General features: G+C 56.3%; 14 protein-coding genes. 5 read left to right on the forward strand and 9 right to left on the reverse strand.

Features of this window, described 5'->3' with window-relative positions; all coding sequences use genetic code 11:
• The 4 genes from P0120_16190 to P0120_16205 all read right to left on the reverse strand — a co-directional run bounded on the left by P0120_16190 (position 1) and on the right by P0120_16205 (position 5,741).
• Positions 1-2,193, reverse strand: a complete 2,193-nt coding sequence (locus P0120_16190; GenBank protein ID MDF0675852.1) for a DUF3488 and transglutaminase-like domain-containing protein — start codon at positions 2,191-2,193, stop codon at positions 1-3.
• Positions 2,183-3,244 (reverse strand): DUF58 domain-containing protein, encoded by a 1,062-nt coding sequence (locus P0120_16195; GenBank protein ID MDF0675853.1) that lies wholly within the window; start codon positions 3,242-3,244, stop codon positions 2,183-2,185. The genes P0120_16190 and P0120_16195 overlap by 11 nt, the downstream gene beginning before the upstream one ends.
• Before the next feature lie 99 nt (positions 3,245-3,343).
• Positions 3,344-4,285, reverse strand: coding sequence for a MoxR family ATPase (locus P0120_16200; GenBank protein ID MDF0675854.1), 942 nt, complete (start codon positions 4,283-4,285; stop codon positions 3,344-3,346).
• Between the two features lie 148 nt (positions 4,286-4,433).
• On the reverse strand, positions 4,434-5,741 hold the full coding sequence (locus P0120_16205) for a hypothetical protein (protein ID MDF0675855.1): 1,308 nt from the start codon (positions 5,739-5,741) through the stop codon (positions 4,434-4,436).
• A gap of 125 nt (positions 5,742-5,866) precedes the next feature.
• Here P0120_16205 and P0120_16210 point away from each other — a divergent pair, with 125 nt between their 5' ends.
• The 3 genes from P0120_16210 to P0120_16220 all read left to right on the forward strand — a co-directional run bounded on the left by P0120_16210 (position 5,867) and on the right by P0120_16220 (position 8,241).
• Positions 5,867-6,877: a ChaN family lipoprotein gene (locus P0120_16210; GenBank protein MDF0675856.1), complete on the forward strand. Its 1,011-nt coding sequence runs from the start codon at positions 5,867-5,869 to the stop codon at positions 6,875-6,877.
• Positions 6,878-7,017: 140 nt separating this feature from the next.
• Positions 7,018-7,932 carry a hypothetical protein gene (locus P0120_16215; GenBank protein ID MDF0675857.1) on the forward strand — a complete coding sequence of 305 codons (915 nt, stop codon included), beginning with the start codon at positions 7,018-7,020 and terminating at the stop codon, positions 7,930-7,932.
• Positions 7,933-8,052: 120 nt separating this feature from the next.
• Positions 8,053-8,241, forward strand: a complete 189-nt coding sequence (locus tag P0120_16220; GenBank protein ID MDF0675858.1) for a hypothetical protein — start codon at positions 8,053-8,055, stop codon at positions 8,239-8,241.
• An 84-nt stretch (positions 8,242-8,325) separates the two neighbouring features.
• Here P0120_16220 and P0120_16225 read toward each other — a convergent pair whose 3' ends face one another.
• On the reverse strand, positions 8,326-9,003 hold the full coding sequence (locus P0120_16225) for an arylesterase (protein ID MDF0675859.1): 678 nt from the start codon (positions 9,001-9,003) through the stop codon (positions 8,326-8,328).
• A 90-nt stretch (positions 9,004-9,093) separates the two neighbouring features.
• Between P0120_16225 and P0120_16230 the strand changes: the two genes are divergently transcribed.
• Together P0120_16230 and P0120_16235 are read left to right on the forward strand one after the other, a co-directional pair.
• Positions 9,094-9,870 (forward strand): ABC transporter ATP-binding protein, encoded by a 777-nt coding sequence (locus P0120_16230; GenBank protein MDF0675860.1) that lies wholly within the window; start codon positions 9,094-9,096, stop codon positions 9,868-9,870.
• Complete coding sequence (locus tag P0120_16235; GenBank protein ID MDF0675861.1) at positions 9,867-12,536, forward strand: ABC transporter permease; 2,670 nt, start codon at positions 9,867-9,869, stop codon at positions 12,534-12,536. Before P0120_16230 ends, P0120_16235 begins: the two co-directional genes overlap by 4 nt.
• Before the next feature lie 34 nt (positions 12,537-12,570).
• On the opposite strand, the gene P0120_16240 is transcribed toward P0120_16235, so the two are convergent.
• From P0120_16240 to glk, 4 genes are all read right to left on the reverse strand, one after another.
• On the reverse strand, positions 12,571-13,077 hold the full coding sequence (locus P0120_16240; protein ID MDF0675862.1) for a PilZ domain-containing protein: 507 nt from the start codon (positions 13,075-13,077) through the stop codon (positions 12,571-12,573).
• A gap of 178 nt (positions 13,078-13,255) precedes the next feature.
• The gene (locus P0120_16245) at positions 13,256-15,829 is read right to left on the reverse strand and encodes a M1 family metallopeptidase (GenBank protein MDF0675863.1); all 2,574 of its coding nucleotides are present in this window, start codon (positions 15,827-15,829) and stop codon (positions 13,256-13,258) included.
• 142 nt (positions 15,830-15,971) lie between these two features.
• Entirely contained in the window at positions 15,972-16,670 is a 699-nt protein-coding gene (gene rpiA / locus P0120_16250; GenBank protein MDF0675864.1) for a ribose-5-phosphate isomerase RpiA, read from the reverse strand.
• A complete protein-coding gene (gene glk, locus P0120_16255) occupies positions 16,667-17,737 on the reverse strand; it encodes a glucokinase (GenBank protein MDF0675865.1) in 1,071 nt (356 codons plus the stop codon). The genes rpiA and glk overlap by 4 nt, the downstream gene beginning before the upstream one ends.

The following is a 17,737-nucleotide window of genomic DNA, read 5'->3' on the forward strand; positions in this document are numbered from 1 at the left end:
CTATGGTTTCTGCAACTCTATCAGTTGGCGAAGATGATCTTCGGCGAGGGACAGTTCCTCTCTGGTGGGAGAAATTCGACCGAATCGTGCTCGGCAATAGAGCTCTGTAATGGAGGCGACCACCGAACCGGCATCGCTCCATCGTTCCTGAGTGAGGCGGGCGAACTCAAGGGGCGGCATCGCGGTGGGTTTTAAAATACCCTTACGAGTTAGGTGGCTGATCATTCGTCCGTAGAGCTGCGTGATGAGCTGCTCGTCCTGAGACGTCTTTTTACCGGCCATCCCCTTGACCCAGGGCTGCTTGATCCCTAGCCAGAGAAGAACGGCGAGACCGATCAGCGCTGGGCCAAGCACCTCAGCCAAGGACTGTATCGTTCCTCTCGATGCGTATTCCGTCATCCCACCGAGCATCGTCATGAAGGAGCTGAAGAGTGTGCCCATGGAATCGAGTGCCTTGGTTCGGGCTGATGTACCTCCCGCTTTCAACTCCCGCACAACGGCAAGTTGATCCGTGGCACTGTACTGTACAAACAATCGGCTCCACTGGAGTCTGATAGTATCCATCATCCGTCCCAACGCGTGCCATGCGGGAGACCCGCCGGCGACATTTTCGATCGAAGGCGGAGTTGGATCCATCGTAATCCACCCGGAATTCGGTAGGTGCATCTCGACCCAGGCATGGGCGTCCTGCTGTCTGACCAAGTAGTAGTTTCCGTACTCGTTCCATTCGGTCGCGAGGAAGCCTGTGACGAGGCGCGCGGGGATTCCGATGGTCCGGAGCATCATCACCATGGCTGTCGCATAATGTTCGCAATACCCGGTCTTGCGGATGAAGAGAAACTCTTCAAGCGGCTGGTCCTGATCTCTCAGAGGCGCATCAAGGCTATAGCGAAAGTTGCGCGTCAGGAACGATTGAATGGCGTTGGCTTTGTCGTACGTCGTGCGTTGGGTGTGAGTGACTTCCTTGGCCAGGACAGCGATCCGTTCGGATTGAGCGGGGATCTGCAAGAAATGTCGGGCAAATGATTCCGGGTAGAGGCTGGATTCCGAACTGAGATCCGCCGGTAGTACCGGGTTGGAGCGGGAAAGGACGGAATACTCGATTCGCGACGAACTGGGGAATGGCAAGTAGGCAGATCCGGTTAGGTCTGACTGGACGTTCGGGAATTTTCCACTGACTCTCTCGATATGAGGGGCAGCAAAAAGCACGGTGGTGTCGAGCGGTTCCAAAAGAATGGTCTGTCGGATGGTTTCGCCAAGGCGGGCCGACGCGGGAGATCGAGTACCGTGAAGGACGAACGTCCCGGTCCCGTCTTCGCGCACAGTCCGTCGGTAACTCAGTCGATTCGTCCAGGCCTTGCCGTCGTATTGATCGAATGCCACACCTCGTAAATACAGCCGACCCGCTTCATGCCGAGAGCCATCGGGCAACTCGACCCGCATCACGACAGTGGGATCTCGCTTGATGGGCCCGATCTCTCCCAAGTTCACCGTTTCGGAGAATCCCGACGTGCGCATGTTCTCCCCAAAGCCTTTTTGGTAGAACCCTGCACTGACTCGGGGAATCGTAAAGAAAATCGCTAACGTTAGACCAAAGGTTGCGAGGGCAAGCCCGTTCGCAAGCCAAAAGAGTTGTGGTGTCACCTGGCTGACCGAGGCAGGAGGTTGTGCTCGCAGAGTGGCCGACATCGTCGGCATTCGGGTGCCATCTCGATTTTTGGTCAGCTGAAACAGCAACAGGGTCCACACAGCTGCCAAAAGATAGAGCAAGAAAATGGGGAGGTACCATAGCTCCGTCGTGAGGGACCCGGAGGCCAGGATCGCCACGAGGCTGATGGCGTAGAGATGCAGATAATCGCGGCGAAGCTTGAGGTTGAAGAGCTTGATGATCATAAGGACCATGAGGAAGTGAACTCCTGCCGAAAGGAGTTCTCCCGAGACCCACAACACATCCACCCAGAAGCCAAGAAAGCCGAGGATGACAAGAAGATTCCATCCGGAGGCTGAAATTGGCGTCAACATGGCAAGCCGCTCCACAAACCTACCCCCTCCGTTCCGCAAGAGAGCCACGATCAGCGCAGCCCCGGTCAGCGCAGCCAGCCATTCCGGCAGACCTGCCCCGAGCGTCAATCCGATGAAGGACGTGGATGCCAACCAAATCGACGCGAACCGAAGGGCCTGATCAAACGGCATGTGACGCTCCGGCGATGACGGCTCCGTCAATCAGAATGGTGGGGTGTTTGGACTCCATATCCCCCGGTCCCAGCCATGACTGCACGACGATCATCGTTCCCCCTTCGATCCCTAATGAGTCGCCGGGCAATTCATCCGGCACGACAGAGTCTGCATGAGGCGAGCGCCGTTCGCAGAGGGCGAGCATTCGAAGAAGGTCCAAGAGGTGAAGGTCGCCTTGACCGAATGAAGAGCGCGACGACCCCACGATTAACTGGAGAAGATACCCGCGTTGTGCCAGGAGCTGAATGATGGAGGCCGTGAGGGAGACCGCCTGTTCAAACAAGGCATCGTGGCTCACTGGAGCGATAATCGGTAGATGAACGATGGCTCGGCGTTGGTCTTCGGCCTCGGTTTCTCGAACCGTCAATTGGGACGTCCGTGCCGTCGTCGGCCAGTGGATTTTCCGCGAGTCATCCCCGGCTTGATACAGGCGCAGATTGTACAGATCATTGCCATATCCTCGTCGGTGGACGCTCCGTTCCGGTCCTGCAGGGAAAAGGCCTTGTAACAGGCTCTCGTCCATCGGCTTGATTTCCGGGCAGACAATGACTGCTGCTTCAAGCGGGTAAAAGGTTTGTTTCTTGAAGAGTCCGAAGGGAAACTCCGTCTCGACGCACACCCCGCCTAATTGCAGCCGGCCACGCCGCGTGGCAACGAGAGGATACGACAAGAGCCGGCTCGCGCCTGGAAGGAGTTGGCGAATCTCCAGACCTCGCTGCAACTCGTGACCGTCGCTGACATCAAACATCGTCAAGGAAAAGCTGGCGAGCCATGACTTCCGATTCTTCGCGACCAGCGTGACGGTGGCCGGTTCATTCACAAGGAGATGATCGGGAAGATGACGGTGGAATTCCAACCGTCGCAGACAGTATTCCGCCACAACTCCCGAGGTCAAAATGAGGCTCAGCATCATGGCGAACAAGAGATAGAAGAGATTGTTGCCGGTATTGATGGCTGCGAGGCCGATCGCCAGGGTAAACAGCAGGAATTGAACGCCTTCTGAGGTCACGTTCGTTCTACGGTGGCGAAATAATCGACGGAGGAAGGAAGGAGGTTGATGCGGCATGTACCACCTGCGCCAGGCGAGGACGGAGACTTCGGGTATGAGCTAGACAGGGACAGGAATCGTATCGACCAGATCCTGGATGATCCCCTCCGCTTGCTCAAAGGTTCTCTGATGCAACCCTTGCGTGCGGGCCACCATAATGCGGTGAGACAACACGATGGGGGCCAGCTCTTTAATATCGTCCGGCAGACAATAGGTCCGTCCACGGACGAGCGACAACGCCTTGGCAGCGCGGCTCAACGCCAACGCTCCTCTGGTACTCACGCCCAATGACAGCAGATCCGACTGCCTGGTGCTTTGGACAATGGCCAGGAGATAGTCCGTGATGCTTTCCTCCATGAGAACCTGATCGACCTGATCCTGGAGCAGAAGGACATCATGAGCCGTGAGCAACGGCTGGAGCTCTTCGGCCGGATGAAGCGATTGCGGTCGGTCGAGGACCTTTTTTTCTTCCTCCGGCGAGGGATAGCCGATGCGAAGCCGCATCAAGAACCGATCCAGTTGGGACTCCGGGAGCGGAAACGTGCCATGGTATTCGGCTGGATTCTGCGTCGCAATGACCATGAAGGGCTGATTCAAGGGATAGGTCTTATTGTCGAACGAAATCTGCGCTTCGCTCATCGCTTCCAACAGACTACTCTGCGTCTTCGGCGTCGTTCGGTTGATCTCATCCGCGAGCACGATGTTGGCGAAGATCGGACCGGGCATGAATTCAAATGCCTGTTTCTGACGATTGAATATCGAGACCCCGACGATATCAGATGGAAGCAGATCGCTCGTAAACTGAATGCGCTTGAAGGAACAATCCAGCGATCGCGCAAGACTATGTGCGAGCGTCGTTTTCCCGACTCCCGGCACGTCTTCGAGCAGAAGATGCCCTCGCGCTAGGAGGGCGACCAGGCTCATTTCGATCACTTGCGGTTTGCCCTTGATCACCCGCGCAATATTCTCCTGGATGGCTCGAATGGTCTGGGTCGAATTCATGTTGGAACTAAAGCGTGGGGTGTCGGTTGAGAATTGCTTGGTGATCGGACACGCTCGAAGTCTAACAATAGGTCGAAAAACGGTCAAATATTCATGTGTTTCCGTCCCTACGCCCATTGCATCGAGTCGTGGGGCTTACACCGAAGTTCTAAGCCGGAACAAGCGTGAGCATCCACGGAGGCGCTTCTTCCATCATGTCGGAGAACTTGCGTGCGGTGCTGCTCGCCGGAGTGCCAGGGAAGATGGCGCCTCGGCTGATGCGGACATACCGAAAATGACCTGCAACGCAGTCTATGAAGGCTGATGAGGCTGACTGAAGATAGTGACGCCGAAGGGCCGCCACTTCAGCCAAGTCAATCGATTCGCCGATCTGCAGACCGGCAAGAATATGATAGACCTCGCCGAAGATCTTGGGCAGATTGACGGAGTCAAATGGTTGGTCTTGCGGGCGATAGCGGGGGTCCTCCAGCAACTGTGCCAAGAGTTCCCAAAACACCTGCGCATCCACTGATCCGAGCACACAGAGTGATCCGCGACGGGCGAGCAAGCTGAGGAGGGGAAGGGGGCCGATGACCTCAAACTTCCAGGGTGGGAAGAGAAGAGCGCGACCCGCATGCAGGACTTCGAGCGCTTGTTCCTTCCCAAAACGTACTTGATGAAACTCGCCCTTGGTCCGCTCCAGCTCGTTGCGGATGAAGATTTCAGAGAGCCTGGTCGGCTCGTAGGCAAATGTCGGTGTGGCTGGTGCCCAACAGGTGGCGATGGTATATCGTGGTGCCAGCAACTCCTGCCTATCCAGATCTCCAAGTTCAAACATGTCCTGCTTGCCGAAGAAGGAGAAAGACAGGCCCTCCTTCCGCTGGAACTTTTGCAATCTCTCCGGATTCGCATGGAGTGGACCGCCCAGTTCAGAACGAGGATCGAGTCGGTCTAGGCAGTGGACGATGAATGGATGGTGGTGTTGCTTGAGCTCAGGGCCGTACAGATCGACGAGTTCCTCAGCGAACGAGAGATCGCCGGCTCCAATCTCCAACACAGACGCCACGTCGGTGCGACGAAGGAGATCGAACGGATTGTCCAGATTGCGCACGGCTTCCTCGACTTCCTCGCTCGACAGATGAGCCAGAGGCCATTTCGAGGCGGCTGCCGGCACCAACTCAAAAAAGACGACAAGCGCGCGTAGGGCTTTTGCAGGTGGAAGGCCCGTAACGGACTTGAGGCATGCTCGGTCCAGATCCTGAACGCGCCGTGGCCTGTGCCGTTCGAGGAGGCGCAACAAGGTTTCTTTCACCGAAGCCGGAAGATCTTTGCTCTGAACGGTCTCAGAGAGTCGGGCGATGGTGGAGGGAAAGGTAGTCTCTTCCAGCAACTTCTTTGAAGCCTCCCATTGTCCGCGAGACTGACGCGCATGAAGACTTACGACACGGCGGAATTCGGCGAGGGGGTCTGGACTCATGGAAGCGTGATGGGCTGTGGGCGTGAGATGTCAATGAGACTGCATGATTGAAGAGGATAGTCATCATCAAACTTCAGGGTCAAGTCCGCTTGTTGATGTTCATTCTATGTGGTAGGAGTGTTTTCATGAGGTCGCGATTCCTGCCCACCGATCCTCTGCGTTGGCGATCGACCGTCATGCTGGGCTTGTTTGTAGGGCTCCTGGCATTCCCGATCGGCAGTGCGGCGGAGCGCGATGATAACCTGCGCCCCGTCGTCGAAGGGGAATGGCAGCCCTGGCAGATCCTCGAAACTCAAACCGGTCGTGCGGTTCCGTTTTCAGAATTCCTCACGAAGCTGGAACAGTCCGACATTGTCTATCTCGGAGAGGAGCACCACAATCCATACCATATCGAAGCAGCACTGAAAGTGCTGGATCAATTGGTGGCCGACGGTATTGAACCCACCATTGGAATGGAGATGTTCGGCTGGGACGGTCAACCGGCACTCGATGACTATGTCTCGACCGCTCAGTCGGACACGAACGAGTTTTTGGAACAGGTGCGCTGGAAACAAAATTGGGGGGGTGCGTTTGATGACTACGCTCCATTGGTGAGCTTTGCTCAAAACCGGCATTTGTCCGTCCGGGCGATGAATCCACCCAAACCCTTGATTCGTCGAGTCGTGAAAGTGGGGCTTGACCAGGCCAGGCAAGAGGCTGAATGGGCGCCGTGGCGTATCCTGCAGGAGGAGATCGTCGACGATCCGGCGTACCGGGAGAGGATCGTCGATCAGTTGAAACGGTGTCACGGAGGAACCGAGGAGCACTACCAAACGATGTATGAGGCGTCGATGGTTCGGGATGAGGGCATGGCGAGAACGTTGGCCATCAGGCAAGAAGAACTTCGCCGCGAGAACGACGGCTCCCGCCGTATGATCGTGAGTTACACGGGTGGGGGCCATGTTCAATATAACCTCCCCGTGCCGAAGCGGGTCGCCAGGCGCCTGGGAGGGGAGGTCAAACAGACCACGATTTACATGATGTCGTTTGAGCCAGGTAAATCGTCCGATGTCCGGGCTCTCGTGCAGGAATCCATCGCGGACTATATTTGGCTGACGCCCATGGGCAAGTCCAGTTCCGCCAAACCCTGCCGGTAGAAAAACTCAGAGCCTTTTTCTGTAGAGAGTCAAGGAGAGAGAGGGTAACGCAAAACCGGTCATTGCTTGACAGGATTCAACTCGCTCGTCACACTGTGGCCATCATGCGCGATGCTTGCCCAAGATTTCAACGCGTTTAGATGCGAAACAAAATTTCCTGCAGTGCCGAGCGCCTTGGATTGTTGACCTCTGAAATGATCCAGGCCGTGTCGAATGCCTCGGCGTTTCAAATTGCCCATCAGTACTTGACTGCGAATCGGGTCCGTATCGTTGAGGCCGATGATTCCCAGATCACGTCCACCGTCATCGGCAATGGCGGTCTGTACGAGCAGAACATCCGACTGAAAGACGGCCACCTCGTCTCGAAGTGTTCCTGCACGCTTCCCGAAGAGCCCATGTGCCGCCATTGCATCGCGGTGCTGCTGGAATATCGGCGATGGGCCCAGCCTCATCAATCCCGGAACTCCAGCCTAGGGAAGGAATCGATAACGACGCTTCCGAAGGGTCCCTCTGAGGGTCCCTCTGATAATGGGAAAAGAACCACCGCGCACTCGATGCCGTCCGACGTAAAACTCAGCGATGTCATGGTCTTTTTGGAATGGTTGCAACCGGCGGCGAAAGCGCTGGAAAGGCAGGAGCCGCTTCCCGGTCCTCCCACAGTCGGTCCTGGAGCGATCTCAACGTGGATTCGAGCGATTAGGAATCTTGAGGATCGACGCAGGGAAAGCGAAGAGGTCATGACGAGCCTCGAATCTCAGTTGAAAGACCGTGACTCGGAGGTTGGACGGCTCACACAACAATTCCAAACCTCTCTGCGAGAAAGCAATGCTGCGCAGGCCACCACTCGGGAACTTCAACGAGAAGTGGATTCGTACAAGGAGGTGCTCACCAGAGTCAGCGAGTTGACTGCTGAAGTCGTACAGCATGCCAGGCAAATGCGGGCTGTTACGGGCGATATGCTCCAGAAGGGCTCGCAGCTCGATAAGCTTATCGGCTCGTTTAAGGATGTGGCTGAGGCACTTCAGTCAGCTGTTTCGCTTCCTCGGCACGAATAGTAATTTGCCCCGTCCGTGCTTACGCTGATTCTCCCTCGACTCGATTCCGCTTGCGCCTTCAAGCCGGCATCCAGTAGAATACGCCACAATTTTGGTGTGTGGATTTGGAAGGGGGTAGAGATGAAACGGCAACGTTCACGAACAACTCTGTTAATGGGGACTTTGCTCGTCCAAGCGTTACCGGCGTTGGCGAACGCCCCGGAGGGAGGAGGGGCTCCTGATTATAGCGGAATCACAGGCTTGTACTATACGCTGATTGGAGTGGTGCTTGCGTACGGCGTTTACGACACGTTTTTCAAGAAGTCGTAGGGAATAGCGCTTCGTCGACGCGACTTATGGCGCTGTGTCTTGTAGTTTCTCCGTTCTGCTGATTTTGATCGAGTGTTCTTGCCTTCAACTTTGCTTCTGCACAGCCCCGGGCTTGTATAACCGGTCATTCAGCACTGGCCTGAGAACTTTGAGTACTTGGTCGACGATAATCTCATAGCCTTCCTTAGTCGGATGAATGCCGTCAGCCTGATTCAACGAGGACGAACCTCCGACCCCTTCGAGGAAGAAGGGGATCAGAGCAAGCTCGTTCTCTTTGGCCAGCACCCGATACATGGCTTCGAACCGTGCCGTGTACTCATGTCCATAATTCGGCGGCAACTTCATCCCAGCCAAGACAACGGTCGTACCGCCCTCTTGTAATTGTCGGATGATCTGACGAAGATTGCTTTTTGCGTGATCGATCGAGAGCCCTCGAAGGCCATCGTTCGCGCCCAATTCGAGAATCACCAGCTCAGGCTTGTTGTTGAGGATCCAGGGTACTCGTCGAAGTCCACCGGCTGTCGTGTCACCGCTCACACCGGCGTTGATCACCCGATAGTGGTAGCCGAGGCTGTCCAGTCGACGTTGAAGCTGAGCTGGGTAGGATTCATCGGCCTCCACCCCAAGTCCGGCCGTGAGACTGTCGCCAAACGCCACGATACGGGGTCTATGGTCCAAGGCGAAAGAAGAGATCGCTGTCGAGGTGAGCAACCAAAGCAGCATCAAGAAGGTCGGCACGACTATGTCATGAAATCGTTTCACTGGTAATGTGCAGCAATACTCGATCACTGACTCTGTACAGTATAATATCATTCCTAGTTCTCTCATCTCGAAAGGCAAACAAGGTTTTTGATGATCACCGTGAACGATATTTCGATGGTCTTGTCTGCGGCAAGTCGTTCGGTCACGATCCTTGACCGCATCACCTTTGAAATCCCGGCAAAGCAAACTGTGGCCATTGTGGGGCCATCAGGAAGTGGAAAGTCGACGTTGCTTGGTTTGATGGCCGGCCTCGATCGGCCGACCACTGGATCAATTCACCTGGATGGAACAGAGATCACGACGATGGGTGAGAGCCGGATGGCCCGCTTCCGGCGCGAAAAGGTGGGCTATATCTTCCAATCGTTTAATCTGATCCCGACCCTTACGGCTATCGAGAACGTCTCCGTTCCACTGGAACTCAACGGAGCGAGCCGCGTCGATGATCGCGCGGCTGAATTGTTGGCTGCGGTCGGGCTGGCCGACCGTATGGGGCACTATCCGGTTCAGTTATCCGGGGGAGAACAACAACGAGTCGCCGTGGCCCGGGCTTTTGCCTGTCGGCCGCCTATCTTATTGGCGGATGAGCCGACGGGAAACCTCGACAGTTCTACCGGTGCCCACGTCATCGAGTTGCTGCTTTCACTCCACCGCGATTATGGCACCACCCTCGTGCTTGTGACGCACGACGTGGCATTGGCCTCATCGATGCAGCGTGTTCTGTCGCTCCGCGACGGACAGGTCGAGTCGGACAGCATGCCTGCATCCTCGGAGTTCCTCAACGACTTCTCGGCAGGCTCACCAAGTGCGGAGCGAGCGCCCTCCGCCGATCCGTTATCGTCGGATTCCTTCCCCACATTCGGGTCATGACGTCTTTTGTATTCAACATGGCATGGCGAGAGACGCGGGCAGCATGGCGACATTTTCTCTATTTCTTGGTCTGTATTGCGATCGGCGTGGGAGCAGTGACCGGGGTCTCTCTTTTTGGAAAGCAGGTAGAACGAGCCGTGACCAAAGAAGCGCGCGGCCTGCTTGGAGGCGACCTTGAAATCCGACTCTCTCACCTGATGAGTCCCAAAGGCCAGGAAGTTCTTGATTCGTTGAGCGATCGTGGAATCGCCCTCACCCACGTCAGCGAGCTCATCGCGATGGCCGCGAGAGTCGGATCATCCGGGAGTGGTCAGCCGACTCAGATCATTGAGCTCAAAGCCGTCGAGCCTCAGTATCCGTTGTATGGCACGCTCCGACTGGAGCCACAGGCCGACTTGGTGGACCTTCTCGGCGGGCAAACTCGCCGGTGCCCAGACCGTACCTGTTTTGGAGTAGTCGTTCAGGAGTCTCTCCTGATCCGGATGGGGCTCGTGATGGGAGATCAGCTTAGGATCGGACAAGGTCTGTTCATCATCACCGGCCTGGTCAGGACGGAACCGGATCGCATGGCTAGCGCCTTCAGCCTTGGTCCCCGAGTCCTGATCTCACGAGAGGGGCTTGCCGCGGCCGAACTGATCAAAGTGGGCAGCAGGATTCGTGAACGATATCTACTGAAAATCCCAAGCACTATGGCGCCTGAGCCGCTGCGCTACGAGCTGAGGGGAGAACTTGCGCCGGACTCTGTCCGCGTATCGAGTTACCGAGAGGCACAACCGCAATTAAAGCAGTCTTTGGAGCAGCTGACCCGTTATTTGGGCTTGATCGGATTGACGGCGTTGTTTGTAGGAGGCCTGGGGGTTGCCACGTCGGTTCATGCCTTTGTGCGGGAAAAGTTGAATACGATCGCCATCTTGAAGACGGTCGGCGCAGAGTCTCCTACAATCATTTGGACCTATGGATTACAGGCGATGATTCTTGGGCTGGTCGGAAGCTTGGTCGGCCTGATGATCGGTATACTGCTCCACCAAGGACTTCCGTGGATGATGGTGGCCCTGATGGCATCGGATCTTCTTGACCAATTGGGATTCGCGACGAATGGGATGGATCTTGCCTTCGCTCCTCTTGCCAAGGGATTGGTATTGGGCATGTTGTCCACGCTGCTCTTTGCACTTTGGCCGCTGTTGACGATCCGCGAAGTCAAACCGGCTCGGATCTTCCGCCGTGAGATTGTTCCACTAAGCTCAACGACAAACTATTCAACGGTAGGATGGTGGGTTGCTTGGCGCAAGGTTGACAGGGGAAAGATCCTGATATCGGTAGGGATCGGCTTGGGACTGGCGCTCTTGTCAGTATGGCAAGCTGGGTCTTGGAAAGTCGGACTGCTTTTCGTCCTGGCCTTCGCGGCTGCGGTTCTGCTGTTGGGTGCATCGGCACGGGGTGTGCTCATGGTCATGAAGAAATGGCCACGGCCGGAGGCGCTGGTCCTTCGTCAAGCGCTGGGCAACGTCCTGCGCCCCGGTAGCCAGGCAGTGAGCATCACGATTGCCATCGGCATCGCCGTCATGGTCGTGACGACCGTGTCGCTCGTCGAGCGCTCCCTCCTCACGGAAGTAGGCGACAATCGGCCGACCGACGCCCCGACGTTTTTTTTCATCGATATCCAACCAGATCAGGCAGAAGGAATGGCCGCTCTCCTGCGCCGGCGGTCTAGTGATCCAAACCCGCAATTGACCCCGCTGGTGCGATCCCGACTATCCGCCGTCAAGAACGAACCAGTGAAGTTTGAAGCGACGTCCGAGGAGGAGGAGCAGAAAGAGAAAACTTCCCAGAAGGAAGAACGGCGAAAGAGGTGGTACCTGACACGGGAATACGTCCTGACGTTCCTCCAGGATCTCCCTAAAGACAATAAGGTCGTACAAGGCGAGTGGTGGAAGCCGGGACAGGTCTTTACCAAACCGCTGATCTCGATCGAGGAGGATGCGGCGAAGGAACTTGGCCTTACGGTTGGAGACACTGTTGAGCTCGACATCCAGGGGGTACCCATCACCGGAGAGATCAGCAGCATTCGGCAAGTGGAGTGGGGGAACTTTTCCACGAACTTTTACATGATTGTTTCGCCGGGTGCCCTCGATGGAGCTCCACACACCTTTGTGGCCACCGTTCACGTGGCGCCGTCTGAAGAAGTGGCGTTGCAGCAAGAGGTCGTCGCATCCTTTCCCAACGTGACGGCCATCAATATGGGCGACGTTCTCGACAGTTTTGCGCGGGTACTTGATCGACTGTCCCTCGCCATCCGTGCCGTGGCCTTGTTCTGTGTGCTGTCAGGAGGTCTGGTGATGGCAGCGGCTCTGGCGGCGACGCGCTATCGTCGCTTGTACGAATCAGTCATTCTAAAAGCCCTGGGGGCGACTCGCAGCGTGATTGTGCGCTCGTTCGCGGCTGAATACGCGCTCCTGGGGGCATTGGGCGGGCTTCTGGGATGCGCATTGGCCAGCGCTCTGTCCTGGGCCGTGTTATCGACAGTGTTTGACCTCTCCTGGAGCCTCCAGCCAGCCGTGCTGGCCATGGGCTTTACAGCGACGATCACACTCACCATGCTGGTCGGGTTTCTCAGCACCTATCGGCTACTCGGCCAGCCACCGTTGGCGGTGCTTCGCCAGGAATAGTCTTAAACCCCCATGGGCACCAGGATAGTGAGCACTACTGGTTTGACGGCAAGAGTTCCGGCAACCACACATCGATCAGCTGGCGAATGCGCCGCTCCTCGCTCCGGCGGAGTTGAGTGAAACGCAGGCCGATCGCCCCATTAGCAGACGACCGCACCACGGCCTCATCGATCGTAATCGGGAAGGAATCATTGGAATGCTGGAATTCCATTTCGAGTCGCGAGCCGATCAGCATCGGGGTGGTGGAACGAATCCGGCATCCACGGATCGATAGGTTCTCAATCAGGCCTTCTTGTCCCATTTCATCTGGGTATCTGGACCGACGGGGCTTGAACCAGACTGGGAATGAGACCACGACGCGCTCAAAGCTACGTCTGGGATTGGGCGTGCGACGGCCGAGGAAGGTTCGAAAGCGATCGGCGCAGAGCTGGCACCGAAAGGGATAAATCGTCAGACCGCTCAGGAGAACATCGGAAAGTGATTTTCTGTGGGCGAGCCTGATTTTACTCGCCCCGCAGGTCGGACAACGGAGATCGGACATCGGACTTTCCAAATAGGGCGTCTTTTGATTGTACTGAGACGCAGTGGCCACGACAATGGAGCTAATATGCGTAGTAGCTAATGCGTATCTAGAAGCTGGCTCCAGGCTCTTTCTTTCTGAATGCTGCCCTTGAGGATCTACGCATCGGTTGGAAAGCGATCCGCTGCGTTTCATGCGCCTACCGAACGGCGAGCGCAGCTCGAATTGTACGTCCTTCTCGTTCGCGGAACGAGACGGCAACACGAAGTTGTTCGAAATACTGCTCCAGCGTTTTTCCGCCCAGATCGATCTTGCGGGAGGTAAAGAATTCGCGTACGTCTTGTTCGAGGTCCGGAGTGGTGAGCCCGACGATGCCCCCGCACATACGCCTGAGGCCTTGTTTCGGGAAGAGTCGATCCATGTGCTCCCAGTTGGCTTTCACAAACTCCCAGGCAAGTTCTCGGCCATACACATTCGTCAGTAGCGCTCCGACAATGAACGGGGCATCTTGGGTGCGGATCTCGCCGTTGATGGTGCGGGCCAGCGTCCGCTTCAGTAATTCCTTGGGACGAAATGAGGCCAACGAAAACAGGTACCGCCGTTCTTCCTGAGGGGTAGAGGCTGTTCGATAGAGCTCCAAGAATTCATCGTAACGGGCTTCGTCTCCTGTATGGGCCAGAATGGCCACAAGAGCGGGTACGACATTCGTGTCGGCGGTCGCCGGATCTTTCCGGTAGCCCTGATACCGTTCCGCCGCCTGGTGTTGTGTGGCAGAATCATTGCCCAGCTTGCCAACCGCGCCGAGTAGATCCCCACGCAACTGCCGGAGAAGATCCGATTCTCCCGGCCGCGGGTTCCAACCGAGATCCGTCACGGCCGGTTTCACAAGGTCACAAACAAATGCTTCGAGCGCCGGCCGATCCTCAGAAGAAATAACCCGGTTCAAGAAAGTGAACGAGTCCAACAGCACCGCCCAGACATTCTTGTCCCGGTCATTCCTGAAGTGTGCGGTCAAGCGAAGGTATTCGGGCAACGGCATCAACCCGGCTACCGTCGCGGCCCAGGCGTCACTGATAAGGGCGAACCGTTCTATGGCCTCCAGGCGATCAAGCCCCTGATCGAATAGTCGCTCTAGGAGCTGAGCCCGGTGGCGGACACGATAGAACCCATGCCCTCCTTCGTTGACAAAGACGGAGGTGACCCCAGCCGGTATTCCAAACTTCGTCTCACGCTCAGTCAACAGCAGGCGGCGATGTTCCGTACAATCCCCGAGGACGAGCCGAATCTGGATGGGGATCTGCCACAGCTGCTCAGCGGTCGACGGCTGCGGGATATAGGTGAATCGTTGCTGGGAGAGCCGCAGTTCGTTGCCACGCACTTCCGCCGTCACCAATGGGAAGCCTGGTTGAAAGATCCAGCCGTTCATCAGCTCGGGGACCGGTTGGTTGGAGACCGTGCCAAGAGCCATCCACAGATCATTCGTATCGGCATTGGCATAGGCATGGGTGCGAAGGTACTGCCGGACACCGTCACGGAAGACGGTGTGACCGATATGTTGCTCCAGCATCCGAAGAACCGACGCACCTTTTTCATAAGTCAAAATATCGAACATCGCATCGGCATCTTTAGGTGCGTGAACCGGATATTCGATCGGTCTGGTGCTCACCAGTCCATCGACCGAGAACGCGGCGGCTCGTGCGACGCTGAAGCTCTCCCATCGTTTCCATTCCGGTTTCCAGGCATCGACGGCCAGCATTTCCATGAAGGTCGCGAATGCCTCGTTCAGCCAGAGCCCGTTCCACCACGACATGGTGACTAAGTCGCCGAACCACATATGGGCGTTTTCATGAGCCACCACGTCGGCGACCCGTTCCAGCTCTGCATGGGTGCCGGTGCGTCGATCCACGAGTAACGCCGTCTCACGAAACGTGATGGCACCGAGGTTCTCCATCGCCCCGGAAGCAAAGTCCGGGATGGCCACAAGGTCCAGTTTGTCTCCGGGGTACGGAATGCCGTAGTAGTCCTCAAAAAACTTCAGAGACGCCACGGCAATCTCCTGTCCGAACGGCGTGAGCGGTTGTTTCCCTGGGACCGTCCACAGCCGAAGGGGTGTCTTGCCGACCCATACCGGCCCCGTCGCCTCCATACGACCGACCACGAAGGCCACGAGATAGGTCGACATCTTGATGGTGTCTGCAAACCGTACCAGTTTCTTGTTGCTTTGAACGGACTCCGATATGACTAACGTGTTTGAAATGGCCGTGAGATGAGGGTCGATCACGAGCGTAGTCGCGAAGACCGCCTTAAAATCCGGTTCGTCCCAACAGGGGAAGGCTCGGCGCGCGTCAGTGGCTTCGAACTGCGTGGCGGCCAACGTCTGCAGCGTTCCTGAAGCATCTTTGTATGTACTACGATAGAATCCGCGGAGCTGGTCGTTCAGCTGGCCATGAAAGGAAAGAAGCAGGCGCCATTCGCCAGGCTGGATGGGTTCATGAAAGGAAAGCCCGACCCGTTGCGACTTTTCGTCCAATTCGATAAGCGCTTCCACTTGCCGCCGATTTGCGCCCTCGACCAGCGCTGATTGAAGCACAAGATCGACGGCGTTCAACAGGATGGTCTGCGTGGCCTGTTTGACTGTGATCGCGATCGTCACCTGGCCTGTGAATGTTGCGGCCGTGAGATCAGGTTCAAGCCGTAGGTCATAGCGTGTTGGGATCACGTGTCGCGGAAGTCGATACCGATCGTAGGTGCCTGGAACATCGTCAGGATTCATGTCTTCACCTTGTGGTTTGGTGGTGGTTGCGGCGTCTGCGGATTTCGATGATGATACAAGTGTATAGGCTATCGGGCCAGTCAGAAGAAAGCATGCCCGTCGGGTGACCTCCAATAGAATCTCTCTTCTGCTGAACGAGCAGTCATTTCCTTGGGACATGGAGGGCGTGAACGCCTTGGGGCGTACCAACGATCAAGACGCTCGTCCGACCGACAAAGAGACCGGTCTCAACTACACCGGGGATGAGGTTCAGTGCTGTTTCCAATTCGCCCGGCCGCTCGATGCGGTCGATATGGACATCAATGATAAGGTGACCAGCCTCGGTCTTAAACGGAGCCCCGTCGCGCTCTCTGAGTGCCACGCGGCTTTTGGTGAGCACTGCAATTTCGCCTGCGGTGTTGCCCCACCCAAAGGGGATGACTTCGATAGGCAGAGGGAATGACCCGCCAAGCACCGATACTTGTTTGGTGTGGTCGACCATCACGATAAATTGCTTTGCCGACGCCGCGACAATTTTTTCCTTCAATAGCGCTCCGCCGCCGCCTTTGATGAGGTTGAAGTTCGGGTCTACCTGATCGGCTCCATCGATCGCGACATCGATCTCCCATCGATCTTCGGTATCGATAAGCGGAATGCCGGCCTGTTTCGCGAGTGTTGCGGTTTCTTGCGACGTTGCGACGCCTCGTAGTTTCATGCCGGTACGGACTCGTTCGCCGAGTGCGATGAGCATATGCATTGCCGTCGACCCTGTCCCCAGGCCGACGACCATTCCGTCGTGAACAAATTGAATGGCCTTTAGAGCAGCAGATCTCTTGAAGCTGTCGAGATCTCCAGAGGTCATGGCGCGGAGGTGAGGGAGAGGGCCCCTGCGACGGACGCCGCACCGATCAAGGCCGTTTGCTGGTTCATGATGATTTTCACGGGTATCTGAGTCATGAGTCGTTTGTAGCGACCCTTATTGGCAAAGGCTTTCATGAACGTGCCGTCTTGAAGCTTGGTGATGAGTTTGGGCGCGATTCCGCCACCCACATACACACCATCGAGGGAGAGCGCCTTCAAGGCGAGATTGCCGGCTTCTGCCCCATAGATCGAGGCAAAGAGATCCAAGGCTTGTGTGGCAATCTCGGCTTGTCCTTGCAATCCAGCTTGGGCGATCTCGGCGGCTGGATCGCCGACGTTAATCTTTTGTGCAAGCCACGTCGGTTCATTCTTCTTGGTGTCGCGCAAGAACTCATAAATGGCATGTAGGCCTGGGCCGGACAGAAGCCGTTCATAGCTGACACGGAGATACTGACTCCGAAGATAGCGAAGGAGTTCGATCTCTTGATCATTGGTGGGTGCAAAATCCGTGTGGCCTCCCTCAGACGGCATGGGACGGTATGTTTTGCCGTCCCAGAATAAGATGCCTTCACCCAATCCTGTGCCCGCGGCAATGAGGGCCAATGCCTGACGTTTGTTCGGCGGATTGCCCGCATTCAGCACTTCAAGCTCGTCTGGCCGTAGCCACAGAAGGCCATAGGCGGTTGCTTCGAGATCATTGAGTAACTGCGCGCGAGGAATATTGAACTGCTCAGCGATAGTCCGACCGTCGATAACCCAGGGGAGATTCGTCGTTTGACATCGATTGTCGATAACCGGTCCTGCGACTCCAAAACAGGCTGCCGCCAGCTTCACTGGTTCGGCAGGTAGGGTGACAAGGTTTTCGTCTTGGGTTTGTTCTTCAGTTTCCGGTGAAGCAGCGGTCGATGGCCCTTTGGGTGGAGTAAGGAACTCTACGAGAATGTCTTCCAGGGATTTGTAGTCTCCACTGAGAAAACTCTCCAAACGCAAGGGTTCCGCTCGCTCAGTGGTCCACTCATAGAGCGCTAAGTTTGTTTTAGTTCCTCCGATGTCTGCTGCGAGAATCAT

Source organism: Nitrospira sp., assembly GCA_029194675.1.
In the GTDB taxonomy this organism is placed as follows: domain Bacteria; phylum Nitrospirota; class Nitrospiria; order Nitrospirales; family Nitrospiraceae; genus Nitrospira_D.